Genomic DNA, 12823 nt, shown 5'->3' with positions numbered 1-12823 from the left:
CATGCCCAGGTTTCTTACGCTCGCAGATGTCGCGGAACAGCTCCAGATCAATTCCCCGGCTGCTTACGCCCTGGTGCGCAGCGGCGAGCTCAAAGCCATCCAGGTGGGCGGCCGCGGCCAGTGGCGCGTCGAGGAAAAAATGCTTGAGCAGTACATCGAGGAACGTTATGCCGAGGCGAGCCGCATGATCCAACAGTCCAAGTCCAAGTCAGTGTGACTTCCGCCTGCGGCAGGTGCCGTCCGGGACAGACTGACGCTCACTCGCCTGTACGGCGCGATGTAATGGCCGCCAAGGCAGCAAAGGGAATGGTGGCAACGTGGCTGACCTGCTGGCTCCGCCGCACCTCACCGGGGTTGAGGACGGCAAGGTCAAGATAGTCCTTGCCCACACGGTCGATGACCCCTGCCAGCCGCACAGACCCTGAAGTACCCCCGACAAGGACCGAGAGTTCTGCCCTGTCCCTGGCCATGCTGCGCAGGGCATGGGAAAGACCCAACTTTCGCCGGACCGATGACATTTCCGCGGTCGAGAACCTGCCCAGCCCCATGTACCGTGCAGCCGCTGCATACGGAATAAGGGTTTGGTGCTGTCCTTCATTAAGTACCAGTGCATCGCCGCCAGTGTGCACGAGCGTGCCTGAAAACGACTCCCCTGATGCCAGGTAAACCGTAAGCCGGCACCCCAACACTCCGCGCAGACGGTCCGCGAGTTCCAGGCCGACCATCTCTGCCCTGGCCCGCTCGTTAATCTCCGCGTCGAGCGCCAGCCTGTCCGCCTCGGTGAATTGGCTTTCCAGATCGTTGAAGAGTGCATCCCAGCGCATTCGGCAAGCGTAGGGCCCCTTTCTTCCCCTGGTCAACGCACCAGACTTTTTCTCTCCAACGTCTGGACAAAGGAAGAATAAAAGGGGCAAACTAAAGCTTGCTGCATCAAACAGCATCAAATTGCACCAAACAGGGACTGACATGCCAAAGCAAGCAGAATCTTCTACATGGACCGACGCCCTCTGCGCTGCAGCAATTCTGCTGCTGGGTGGTCTGCTCTGTTTGGTGGGGGCCGGCCTGCTGGAGCAGTGGCAGCATTCCTCGGCACACCGCCAGGAACTCCAAGCGGAGGACCTGCTGGGAGCAACGGCAGCTGCTGCCGGAGCCATTCTGGTGGGTTGGTGGTTTCTGTCCCTGCTCCTGGCCGGAGCCACTATTGTCTTTGACCGGATGGGAAAAATGCGCGCTGCAGCGTTTACGCGCCGGCTGTCGCCTGCTTTTATGCAACGGCTTGTACTTGCTGCGCTGTCGGTCCAGTTGGTGGCCGGCCCAGCGGCGAACGCGGCTGCGACCATTCCAGGCCCGGAATGGGCTCCCACACAGGAGCACGTTTCGTCCGCTCCGGCGGGTCCCGGAAACGTTACTAACCCGTCAAGCTTTACCGGAATCGGAACGGACGGGCCCATGGAACTTGACCCGCTTGAAGAACCTGTGACGGACAAGGCATTTCCTCCGTCCGATTTCGAGCCGGGCTGGCAGCCGGCAGCCCCTGTGGTCGGCCCAGGGCTCCTGGCGGCGCCGGCTGTGCGTAACTCCAGTGATGCCGGTACGGAGGCAGTGACAGTGCTTGCCGGCGACACCCTATGGGACATCACCGCCTTCGCGATGGGGCCGGAAGCAACAGACGTGGAGATCGCCATGGCATGGCCCCGATGGTACGAGGCCAACCGCTCAGTTATCGGCCTGAATCCGGATGTGCTGCTTCCGGGACAAATCCTTCAGCCGCCAACCGCGGCATAACTACGGGCCGGGCTCCGAAGTATCCCAGCCGCTAATTAAGGGGAAAGCAATGACTGCAGTGACACCGATCAGGGCCGGCCAGCGATCTGGAAGGGCTGAGAATACCCCGGCCCCTCATGTCCTGCCGGCCCGCACCCGGGACTTAACGCCAAACCAAGCCGGAGCTCCTTCCGGATTGCGGGCTGTTGATGAGCTGTCCGAGGTCCGCGCAATCACCCGCGGCACGGTGCAGGCCGCCATGGAAGTGCTGGCGGGAATCCGTCCCGTCCACCAGCTGGCCCGCCGCCTCGATCCGCGGTGCCTGTCAGCGCTGCAGCATCGTGCCTGCCTGATAAGGCGCGAAGTCGCCCGGACGAACAATCCGGCGTTGGCGCGGCTGCACAGAAATTCCACCGTCCGCTCGGTGCGCGTTTGCGAAGTGGCCGAGGGGATTTACGAGGCAAGCGCCGTGGTGGTGGACGACGTCCGTGCCCGGGCTGTCGCTGTCCGCCTGGAACGGAGCAAGCAGGTATGGCGGGTCACTGAGCTTGTCATCGGCTGAGGGCGTCATGGCTATAAGCAGCAGCGGAATGGACTGGAACTGGAGCAGGGCCGGGAATCACATTCCCGGCCCTGCTCCGTGTTCTTAATTGCCCGCCGGCCCACTCATGGCGGTTACCGCTTCTTCTTCTTTGCGGGACGCTTAGCTGCATCCTGAGCTGCTGCCTTGGCCGGGTTTCCGGAACGGCCGGACTGCCGCGTCTCCACGCGGGTCTGCGTTCCGCCGCTTTCGCTCGGAGCGGTGTACTGCAGCTGGGCCGGCTGCGCCGGCGCTTCCAGGCCGGCGGCCCGCACCTGGGGCTCAACGTGCTCGGTGTGCCCGCCCTCGGCGTCGGCAACCACCACATCCTGGGCGGGGGTGACTTCCACTTCCAGGTTGAACAGGAAACCCACGCTTTCCTCGCGGATGGCCTCCATCATGCTCTGGAACATGGCGAAGCCCTCACGCTGGTACTCAACGAGCGGATCGCGCTGGGCCATGGCCCGCAGTCCGATTCCCTCCTTGAGGTAGTCCATCTCATAAAGGTGTTCCTGCCACTTACGCCCGATAACTGACAGCACAACCCGGCGCTCCAGCTCGCGCATGCTTTCGGAGCCAATCGCCTCTTCCCGGGCCTGGTAGACCAGACGCGCGTCGGACAGCAGCTCTTCCTTCAGCATCTCGACAGTGAGCCTGGACTTTCCGCCTGCTTCCTCGATGATCTCCTCCGGGGTGACACTGACCGGATAGAGCGTTTTGAGGTTGGTCCAGAGCTGGTGGAAGTCCCAGTCGTCTCCGTTTCCTTCGGCTGTCGCAGCGTCAATGAGCGCCGTGATGGTGTCCTCCACGAAGTACTGCACCTTTTCGTGCAGATCATCGCCCTCAAGGATGCGGCGGCGGTCGCCGTAGATGGCTTCGCGCTGGCGGTTGAGGACGTCGTCGTACTTCAGGACGTTTTTGCGCTGCTCAGCATTGCGGCCCTCCACCTGGCCCTGCGCGGAGGCGATGGCCCGCGAGACAAGCTTGGATTCCAGGGCGACGTCGTCCGGCACCGAGCTGTTCATCAGCCGTTCCGCAGCACCGGAGTTGAAGAGGCGCATCAGGTCGTCGGTCAGCGAGAGGTAGAACCTGGACTCGCCCGGGTCACCCTGGCGGCCGGAACGCCCGCGGAGCTGGTTGTCGATGCGGCGCGATTCGTGCCGTTCGGTACCCAGAACGTACAGGCCGCCGAGGTTCAGTACTTCCTCGTGTTCGTCCTTGACGGACTGCTTTGCAGCTTCCAATGCCTCTGGCCAGGCGGACTCGTATTCCTCAGAGTTCTCTTCCGGGTCAAGCCCGCGCTTCGCCAACTCGGCCACTGCAGTAAATTCGGCGTTGCCGCCGAGCATGATGTCGGTACCGCGGCCGGCCATGTTGGTTGCTACGGTGACAGCGCCCTTGCGTCCGGCCTGGGCCACGATGGCAGCTTCGCGTGCGTGGTTCTTCGCGTTCAGGACCTCGTGGCGGATGCCCTCCTTGCCGAGGAGCCGGGACAGATATTCGCTCTTCTCGACGCTGGTGGTTCCCACAAGCACAGGCTGGCCCTTTTCGTGCCGCTCCGCGATGTCCTTAACGACGGCGTCGAACTTGACGGTCTCGTTCTTGAATACGAGGTCAGGCTGGTCGATCCGCTGCATGTCCCGGTTGGTGGGGATGGGCACAACTCCAAGCTTGTAGGTGCCCATGAATTCCGCGGCCTCGGTCTCGGCAGTACCAGTCATGCCCGAGAGTTTGTGGTACATACGGAAGTAGTTCTGCAGCGTCACCGTGGCCAGGGTCTGGTTCTCGGCCTTGATCTCGACGCCTTCTTTGGCCTCGATGGCCTGGTGCATGCCCTCGTTGTAGCGGCGGCCGGCAAGGATACGGCCGGTGTGTTCGTCCACGATCAGGACCTCGCCGTCGAGGATGACGTAGTCCTTGTCCCGCTTGAACAGTTCCTTGGCCTTGATGGCGTTGTTGAGGAACCCGATCAGGGGTGTGTTGGCGGACTCGTAGAGGTTCTCGACCCCGAGGTAGTCCTCGACTTTCTCGATGCCGCTTTCCAGGACGCCTACCGTGCGCTTCTTTTCGTCAACCTCGTAATCCTTCTCCGGCTGGAGCCGCAGGACCACCTTGGCGAATTCGCTGTACCAGCGGTTGGTGTCGCCCTGCGCCGGACCGGAGATGATCAGCGGTGTCCTGGCCTCGTCAATGAGGATGGAGTCCACTTCGTCAACGATGGCGAAGTGATGCCCGCGCTGGACCAGTTCGGCCTTGTCCCACGCCATGTTGTCGCGGAGGTAGTCGAAACCGAATTCGTTGTTGGTGCCGTACGTGATGTCGGCGGCGTACTGCTGGCGCCGGACAGAGGGATCCTGGTTCGACAGGATGCAGCCGCTGGTGAGGCCAAGGAAACGGTACACGCGCCCCATGAGGTCGGACTGGTATTCGGCCAGGTAGTCATTCACGGTGACCACGTGGACACCTTTGCCGGCGAGCGCATTGAGGTAGGCAGGAGCAGTTGCCACCAGGGTCTTGCCTTCACCGGTTTTCATTTCCGCGATGTTGCCCAGGTGCAGCGCGGCGCCGCCCATCAGCTGGACGTCGAAGTGGCGCATGCCCAAGGTACGCGAGGAAGCTTCCCGGACCGCGGCGAAGGCCTCCGGAAGCAGGTCGTCGAGCTTCTCGCCGTCCTGGTGGCGTTCGCGCAGCCTGTCAGTTTCCTCACGGAGTTCGGCATCCGTGAACGTCTTGAATGAGTCTTCCAGGGCATTGATGGAGTCGGCATAGTTCCGCAGTTGCCGCAGGGTTTTTTTGTCACCCGTGCGGAGAAGTTTTTCGATAAGTGATGCCACGTGAAGATGCTCCCAGTCGTTGCCGCCGAATTCTGGCGTTTTTAGTCTACGGGAGAGACACCGGGCCGCTGCGTGTTTTCCCTCAGAGCGGAGCGGCCAATCCGCCTGTTACGGCCTGGGCGAGTTCGCAGGCAAGATCGCCCCGCGGACAGATCTCCATGCCGGGCAGTCCCAGCCAGTCCGCCATCAAGCGAAGCTCTGCAGCGAGTTCGACGGCGGTATCCGGCGGGGCATCAGGCTCGGCATAAGCGGATCGAACCAGCAGTTTCCCGCCTGCGCGGTCAGCCTTGAGGTCCACCCGTGCCACGATTCTGTCGCGCAGGAGGAAGGGCAGGACGTAGTATCCATAGCGCCTTTTGGGTTCAGGAGTGTAGATCTCTATGCGGTAATGGAAGCCGAACAGCTCCTCAAGCCGGCGCCGTTCAAAGACCAGGGAATCGAACGGGCTCAACAGCGCCCGGCCTGTCGCACGCCGCGGCAGCCTGGCTTCCGTGTGAAGGAACACTTCACGGTTCCAGCCTGCCACCGTTACAGGTTCCAGCCTGCCGGAGTCCACGAGATGGTTCACTGATGCCGCTGCGGCCTTGACCGGGGTGCGGAAATAGTCAGCGAAACACCGCACGGTCCCGATGCCGTGGGCTTGCGCCGCGGCATCGATCAGCCGGTGAAGGGCCGGCTCGAGGTCGCGTTCCCCGGGTTCCGCGCCGGGAAGATTGGGCAGCACCTTCGCAGTGAGTGTGTACCTCCGCTCGAATTGCTCCGTCCTGGAGGCGGCTGAAACAACGCCCTCCTCAAACAGGTGCTCCAGTACCCTCTTGACCGCGCTCCAGTTCCAGCCCCAGTTGGCGTTCTGTTTCTCCTCCACGTGGCCGATGCGGTCGGCAATCTGGGCGGCGGTCAGAGGCCTTGCCGTTGCGAGCGTTTCCAGGATTCTGGCGGAAATGGTGGCGCGCAAGGCCGGATCCATGCTGTGGGCGCCCACCCAGGAACGTTTCTGCCACAATCGCAGGTCGGCGAAGTGCTCGGGCCGGATGTAGCTGGCTTCGTGCGCCCAGTACTCCACCATGCGTCGCGGATGTGTGGCTGACATCCGCTGGAGGATGTTGCGGTCGTAGTTCCCAAGCCGGGAGAAGAAAGGAAGGAAGTGGCTCCGTGCCAGGACATTGACGGAATCGATCTGGACAAGCTGGAGCCGGGCAAAAGTCCGGCCCACCGTCCGTGATGTCACGGGGCCGGCGGGCCGTCCTTTGTCGAGTCCCTGTGCTGCCAATGCGATCCGCCGGGCCTGGTCCAGGCTCAGCGTCGGCACATCAGTCCTCTCTGTGGATGGTGATTACCACCCTAGGCGTTGGCTGCTGCGTCGTCAGAACGGTACGCGAGGATTTTTTCTTCAACCACGGTGTCGCCCGGTTCGCATTCATGGTCCAGGGTGATGACCCCGTAAGTCCAGCCGCGGCGCCGGTACACAACAGACGGTGTATTCGTGGCCTTATCCACGAAAAGGTAGAAATCGTGGCCCACAAGTTCCATGTTGTCCACGGCATCATCGAGCGAAAGCGAAGCGGCCGGGAAGACCTTGCGCCTGATCAGGACCGGGGAATCGCCGGCCGGAATGTCATTATCGACATCGTAGGGAGATTTCTCTGCGGGGGCCGGCGCTGTTTCGGTCCGGTGGCTCGCCTCTACATAAATCGGTTCGTGGGCGCTGGCGGGTTCCAGCGTGGCGGTGGCTTCACGGACGGCTTTGGGTGTGTGGCGTCCGTGATGGACCTTCTTGCGGTCCTTGGCGCGGCGGAGCCGCTCGAGCAGCTTGTTGTATGCGAGGTCGAATGCAGCGAATTTATCAGCGGCACTTGCTTCGGCACGGATCACCGGCCCCCTGCCCAATACTGTCACTTCAACAGTCAGCTGGTCGCCGGTCTGCCGTGAGCTGGTCTCCTTTGAAACTTTTGCATCGACGCGCTGGACCTTGTCCCCCAGCGACTCGATCTTTGAGATCTTCTCCCCGGCATATTCGCGGAACCGGTCTGAGACTGTCAGATTTCGTCCGCTGATCATAAACTCCATGGTGCCCTCCAAATGACTTCGGTGACACGACGGCAGCACTTCGCTGGGCCGATCTGATTGACAGTCAAGCCCCTTTCCGAGCCGCCATCGACAGGTACATTCTGTTCTTGGTACCCAACACCGACGTTAGTTCATAGCCATCCGTTATTCATCCTTTCGTGGTTTATTTTTTTCTAAGTCATGCCCCTCCCCGCTGGGTTCAGCGGATGCGGCGCCGGCGGCTGCGGAGTCCGGCGGGCGTGTCGCGGCGAGGACCACCGCACCTGCCACCACGGCGCCCGCAAAGTGCAGTGCCCGCGCAGCTTCCGAAAGGGTTGCACCTGTGGTGAGGACGTCGTCGACGATGACGCAGCGGCGTCCGGCCAGCTGGGCCAGGGCCCGCCCGCGGACACGCATGGACCCCCGCACCCGCCTCGCACGGCCGCCACGGTCCAGGCCTTTTTGGCCTCCGGGCAGCTGCAGAATTCCACCATCGGTTTTTTCCAGCACGTTCAGCACGGGAAGCCCCGGGATCTGCCGTGGCACCTTCCGCAGGAGCAGGTGGACCGGGCTGAAGCCACGCTTCAGGAAGGCTGCGTTGCTGGTGGGCACAGGCACCAGGCAAATCTCCTGCATCCCAGCCGTAGCTGTCCGGACAGCCGCGCCGAGCGCCCGGCCCAGGCTGTTCCCGAGCCCGTGCTGCCCGTGCCGTTTGAAGGAAAGGAGGGCCTGCGCCAGCTCTTCCCTGTACACGCCGGCAGCCACCACCGGCAGCAGCACCGTCCCGCCGACGTCCATCAGCGCGGGAGCTCCTTGTTCAGCCCTGAAGGGCTGGTACGTCAGCCGGCGGATGTTGCGGTCGCACGAAACGCACAGCGCCCGGTCTTCGGCTCCGCAGCACACGCAGTCCACCGGAACCAACAGCGCCAGGAGATCGCCAAAAGCGCCCGCAGACTGGTCCACGAGGCGCAGTAACGCGCTCCGGTGGTCCGACCGGTGCCTGGCGGGCCGCTCGGCGGACGGCACAAGGTCCGGATCGGTCCGGACGTTCCATGGTGCGCGGGCTGGGCCCGTGACTTTGCGGCTCACCCGCCAAGCATCTGACGCGAGGCGCCTGCAGCACCACACCGTCAACACGCTATGTGGACAGGGACAGGGCCGGAAGGAACGCGGGGTCAGCCGGGGAAGGCTGGATCGACCGGGCCCTTGATCTGGGGCGACCAGCCGTTGCCCAGCCGCTGGAAAACGCCCTCCGCGGACTGGGCGTAGATTTCCTCCGGGCCGTTTCCGGCGCTGAGGGCCACCAGCCCCGGCCATGGTGCCAGCTGCTGCGGCTGCCCCGACGTCAGCGAGAGCAGTTCCGGCGTAACGTTCGAGCCGGCGGCCCCCTTCACCACGGCAACGGTGGTATCGCTGACCCAGACACCCTGGTCCGGCCCGCTTTCGGTAGCCAAAGTAGCAGGTGGCGTGAGCTCCCGGGGCGTTCCGTCACCGCCCCGGATGATGCCGGCTACCTGCACCCGGGTCTTGCCGTTCTGTTCGGAAATCACCAGCGCCCGGACCCCCTCGCGCGAAATCCGGACGTCCTTGACCGTCCGTCCTGCCAGCCAGGCCGGTGTCAGCGTGACTGAGGGCACGGTGGCGCCCTCTGCCACTCCTGTGGGCCGGAACGCCACAATTTCCGTTTCCCCCGAGGCGCCCGGGCCTGCCGACCACAGCCAGTCGTTCAGCCCGAAGGACGGCCGGGTCAGCGTGCTTCGCGTGGTCAGCGCCCTTGCAGGCTGGCCGGGACTGATGCTGTACAGGGTGGTGCGGCTCTCGTTGAGGAAGGCCGCCGTCTGCGATACAGGCGACTCGGCGGGGAACCGCGGAGTAAGGGAGGACACCGGCTGGATGTCCGGCAACGGCGAAATTCTGTTGTTTTCGTAGCGGACCAACTCGTTACCGCTGACCGCAATCTGCCGCGACGGCACACTCTTATCCACTACCGGCGGCAGGACCGAGCCATTGTCCTCGACCCGGACCAGGTCCTGGTTTGCGCGGAGCTCAACGTTGACTACGTCCGGCTGGCTGCGGAAGGTCAATGTCAGTTGCATCTGCATCCGCAGCCGGTCCTCGGGCGAGGTTTCCGTCAGTTCCTTGGCCGTCAGGTCCACCTGGGCTGCACCGGAGACAACGGGTACTGATTCCCGGGCCAGCTTGATCCCCGAGGGGAAGGCGCTGGCCACGGCGCCCCGCAGGTACGGCGCCGGCCCCGCGAGCAGCGCACTGGTCATCGCCTTGACGGTCTTGTTCTTGATAAACCAGCGCACGTCCGGCACGGCGTAGGTGAACGTGGGGTCATAGAAGTAGATGGGGTACGCGCCGTAGATCACCTTGAAGGTTTCTTCGGCGATGGCTGTCCCGTCCGGCAGGGCCGAAATGCGCCACTGCCCGTCCACCTGAGTGACAGTGACGGGGATTTTTTCGATGGTTCCTTTCGGTGACTGCGTTGCTATCCCATCGGAATCCACGGTGTAAGCGACGTCGAGCTCGTAGTTGTAGACATTTTCGGCCTCACCCGCCACTACCTTGGCTTCCCGGTAAACGAGGGCGCGCTGGTCCGGCTTCCACGAGACGGAGGAAGCCTGGGTCAGATACTGGCGTGCGACGGCGTAGTCGTCCTCGTAGCCGCTGCCGGCACGGTAAAAGTAGTCAATGATGGTTTCCGGTGACGCGCCGGGCTGCGGCGCTGCCGGCAGGAACACGGGTGCGCTGAGGTTGCCGGCGCTGCCCTCGCTGCTTTTGCCCACCGGGCCGGACGTGGGAATCCGCGCGCAACCGGCCAGCAGTGCCAGCAGGACCACCAGCAGCGAAGCGGCCAGCCTGGCCCTGGGCGGGGTACGGCCCGTCATGGAGTGTCCTTTGAGGCCGCCGGAGCAAGCGGAGTGCCGGCCTCAAGGACCAGCATGTTCCTGTTGTCTGTTTCGCCAGGGATGGTGATGTCCTCCGGTTCCAGCTGCACGGGCGACTTGTCGATTTCTTCCCCCTGGCGCAACGGCAGCGTCAGCCTGAAGTTGGCACCGCTCCCCTTCTTGCCCCATGCCTGCAGCCACCCGTTGTGGAGCTTGGTGTCCTCCATCGCGATGGAAAGCCCAAGGCCGCTGCCGCCGGTAGTGCGGGCACGGGCAGGGTCGGCGCGCCAGAACCTGTCAAAGACGCGCGCGGCTTCCGCGGGCGCCATGCCGATCCCGTGGTCGCGTACGGCGATGCCGACGGCGGTCTGACTGGCTCCCACGGAGACCGTCACCGGCTTCCCCTCTCCGTGTTCCACGGCGTTGAGTATGAGGTTTCGCAGGATGCGGTCGATCCGGCGGGCGTCCATTTCGACGATGATGGCTCCTGCCGGGGCGCTAAGGATAATCTCGGAGCCATATTCGGCCGCGACGGGGGCTGCACCTTCAATCACGTGGGCCACCACCTGCAGGATGTCTTCCGGCTCGGCATCGAGCATGGCCACGCCGGCGTCGAAGCGGGAAATTTCCAGAAGGTCCGAAAGGAGGGACTGGAACCGCTCCACCTGGTTGTAGAGGAGTTCTGCCGAGCGCTTGTTGATGGGGTCGAAATCGTCCCGTGCGTCGTACAGCACTTCCGCGGCCATCCGGACAGTGGTCAACGGCGTCCTCAGTTCATGCGAAACGTCGGAGACGAAGCGCTGCTGCATCTGGGACAAGGTAGCCAGCTGGGTGATCTGTTCCTGGAGGCTGGCAGCCATGTGGTTGAAGGAGGCACCAAGGCGTGCCACCTCGTCCTCGCCCCGGACCACCATCCGTTCCTGCAGTTGGCCGGCGGCGAGTTTTTCGGAGACCATCGCGGCATGGCTCACCGGGCTGACCACATTGCGCGTCACATACCAGGCGATGGCGCCGATCATCAGGACCAGCACCGCTCCGCCGGCCCACAATACGCTTTGGATTTCGTTCAGGGTCTGCTGGGCGGTGTTGAGGTCGTAAATCAGGTACAGCTCATAGACGGTGCCGTTAAAGGTCACCTTGTTTCCCACGGCGATGCCGGGGCGGTCCTCAGTGCCTACCGGGATAACGGTTGAGGCCCAGTACTGGTCTTTCCCGGATTCCTGGACGGCCTTGCGCAGTTCCGGCGGGATGACGCTGACGGTCAGCTGGTCCGATGCCCGTGATTCCACCCAGCGGTTCCGCGGCTTGGTCTGTTCGGGCATGGCCTCGAACACGTACCTCCGCTGGATGACCGAGCCGCGGCCCTCCACGGCGTTCAGTGTGTCGTACACCAGGGTGATCACGCTGGACTGGTCGGTGACCTGGGCGCCGTCGAACGTGTCCTGCACCTGCTTGACGTTGTAGCGTGTCTCGGACTCCGCCTGGGTCAGCCGCTCCTGGAAGAGGTTGTTGGCGATCTGGTTCGAAAGATAAGCGCCCACTACGGCGAAGGACGTGATGGCCAGGAGCAGGGTGGTCAGGACCGTGCGGAACTGCAGGGACCGGCGCCACCGCCGGTGCAGCGCGCGCCCCATGTACCGGAGGGCCGGGAGGAACTTCCGGAATCCGGTCCGCACCAGCCGCGCGACGCGAAGGCTGACAATCAGGGCACGGCGCTGCCAGATCCTGGCCTGGAGGGACAGCCGCTGGAAGCCTGCAGTGCGGGCATCGGTGTGTTCTGGAGCGTTGTGGTGCTCAGGCCGGTGGTGCCCGCCAGGTTGTTCGGCAGAACTTTCCGTGGCGGGTTCGTGTGCAGGTCCCCCGGGGGGAACTGCGGGGTCAGGCCCCTGCTTTGTAGCCGACACCACGCACCGTTAAGACAACTTCCGGAGCTTCCGGATCCTGCTCGATTTTGGACCGGAGGCGCTGGACATGGACATTGACCAGCCGCGTGTCGGCGGCGTGGCGGTAGCCCCAGACCTGCTCAAGCAGCAGCTCGCGGGTGAACACCTGCCACGGTTTGCGGGCGAGGGCCACCAGGAGGTCGAACTCCAGGGGCGTCAGGGAAATCCGCTCATTGCCCCGGCTGACCGTGTGGCCTGCGACGTCGATGGTGATGTCGGCGATTTTGAGGGTTTCCGGGGCCTTCTGGTCGCCGGGACGCAGCCGGGCGCGCACGCGCGCCACGAGTTCGGCCGGTTTGAAGGGCTTGGGAACGTAGTCGTCAGCGCCTGATTCAAGCCCGCGGACGACGTCGGAGGTGTCCGATTTGGCGGTCAGCATCACAATGGGCACGTCCGACTCCGAGCGGATCTGCCGGCAGACCTCGATACCGTCGACGCCGGGAAGCATCAGGTCCAGCAGGACAAGGTCAGGCCTGGATGAACGGAAAACGTCGAGCGCTTTGGCGCCGTCAGCGCAGAAGACTGGTTCGAAGCCGTCATTGCGAAGAACAATTCCAATCATCTCGGCCAGTGCTTCGTCGTCGTCTACCACCAGAATGCGTGCCTTCATAGTTATATATTCCCTTATCAGACAGGCTTTGTCCTGTTCAGGGCGTTGCGGCATGGCGGAACGCTAGGTAGCCGTGCCCACGGAACTATAGGCTGGGAGCATTGCCGGCGGTTCCCGGTGCCCACCGTTCTGTCGCGGACCGGGCCTGGCTG

General features: G+C 63.5%; 11 protein-coding genes. 3 read left to right on the top strand and 8 right to left on the bottom strand.

The genetic code is table 11. The annotated features are described in order from the left end of the window. The first annotated feature begins 1 nt into the window (after position 1). Entirely contained in the window at positions 2–217 is a 216-nt protein-coding gene (locus QF038_RS06660) for a helix-turn-helix domain-containing protein (protein ID WP_306634455.1), read from the top strand. A gap of 40 nt (positions 218–257) precedes the next feature. Here QF038_RS06660 and QF038_RS06655 read toward each other — a convergent pair whose 3' ends face one another. After that, positions 258–824 carry a hypothetical protein gene (locus tag QF038_RS06655; protein ID WP_307609437.1) on the bottom strand — a complete coding sequence of 189 codons (567 nt, stop codon included), beginning with the start codon at positions 822–824 and terminating at the stop codon, positions 258–260. Positions 825–966: 142 nt separating this feature from the next. Between QF038_RS06655 and QF038_RS06650 the strand changes: the two genes are divergently transcribed. Both QF038_RS06650 and QF038_RS06645 read left to right on the top strand, forming a co-directional pair. Beyond that, the gene (locus QF038_RS06650) at positions 967–1785 is read left to right on the top strand and encodes a LysM peptidoglycan-binding domain-containing protein (protein ID WP_307609436.1); all 819 of its coding nucleotides are present in this window, start codon (positions 967–969) and stop codon (positions 1783–1785) included. A 49-nt stretch (positions 1786–1834) separates the two neighbouring features. Then, positions 1835–2326 (top strand): Rv3235 family protein, encoded by a 492-nt coding sequence (locus tag QF038_RS06645; RefSeq protein ID WP_307609435.1) that lies wholly within the window; start codon positions 1835–1837, stop codon positions 2324–2326. A gap of 113 nt (positions 2327–2439) precedes the next feature. On the opposite strand, the gene secA is transcribed toward QF038_RS06645, so the two are convergent. From secA to mtrA, 7 genes are all read right to left on the bottom strand, one after another. After that, the gene (secA, locus tag QF038_RS06640; RefSeq protein ID WP_307609434.1) at positions 2440–5178 is read right to left on the bottom strand and encodes a preprotein translocase subunit SecA; all 2739 of its coding nucleotides are present in this window, start codon (positions 5176–5178) and stop codon (positions 2440–2442) included. Positions 5179–5260: 82 nt separating this feature from the next. Then, positions 5261–6487 (bottom strand): winged helix-turn-helix domain-containing protein, encoded by a 1227-nt coding sequence (locus tag QF038_RS06635; protein ID WP_307609433.1) that lies wholly within the window; start codon positions 6485–6487, stop codon positions 5261–5263. Between the two features lie 32 nt (positions 6488–6519). Beyond that, on the bottom strand, positions 6520–7245 hold the full coding sequence (gene hpf, locus QF038_RS06630; RefSeq protein WP_091415531.1) for a ribosome hibernation-promoting factor, HPF/YfiA family: 726 nt from the start codon (positions 7243–7245) through the stop codon (positions 6520–6522). Between the two features lie 144 nt (positions 7246–7389). Beyond that, a complete protein-coding gene (locus tag QF038_RS06625; RefSeq protein ID WP_307609432.1) occupies positions 7390–8313 on the bottom strand; it encodes a ComF family protein in 924 nt (307 codons plus the stop codon). 86 nt (positions 8314–8399) lie between these two features. Then, entirely contained in the window at positions 8400–10118 is a 1719-nt protein-coding gene (locus QF038_RS06620) for an LpqB family beta-propeller domain-containing protein (protein ID WP_307609431.1), read from the bottom strand. Beyond that, positions 10115–12022 (bottom strand): MtrAB system histidine kinase MtrB, encoded by a 1908-nt coding sequence (gene mtrB / locus QF038_RS06615; RefSeq protein ID WP_373461624.1) that lies wholly within the window; start codon positions 12020–12022, stop codon positions 10115–10117. Before mtrB ends, QF038_RS06620 begins: the two co-directional genes overlap by 4 nt. Next, positions 11997–12671, bottom strand: coding sequence for an MtrAB system response regulator MtrA (gene mtrA / locus QF038_RS06610; RefSeq protein WP_091415523.1), 675 nt, complete (start codon positions 12669–12671; stop codon positions 11997–11999). Before mtrA ends, mtrB begins: the two co-directional genes overlap by 26 nt. Between the last annotated feature and the right edge of the window lie 152 nt (positions 12672–12823).

This window comes from Pseudarthrobacter sp. W1I19 (assembly GCF_030817835.1).
In the GTDB taxonomy this organism is placed as follows: domain Bacteria; phylum Actinomycetota; class Actinomycetes; order Actinomycetales; family Micrococcaceae; genus Arthrobacter.
This window is presented reverse-complemented; position numbering and strand designations above follow the sequence as displayed.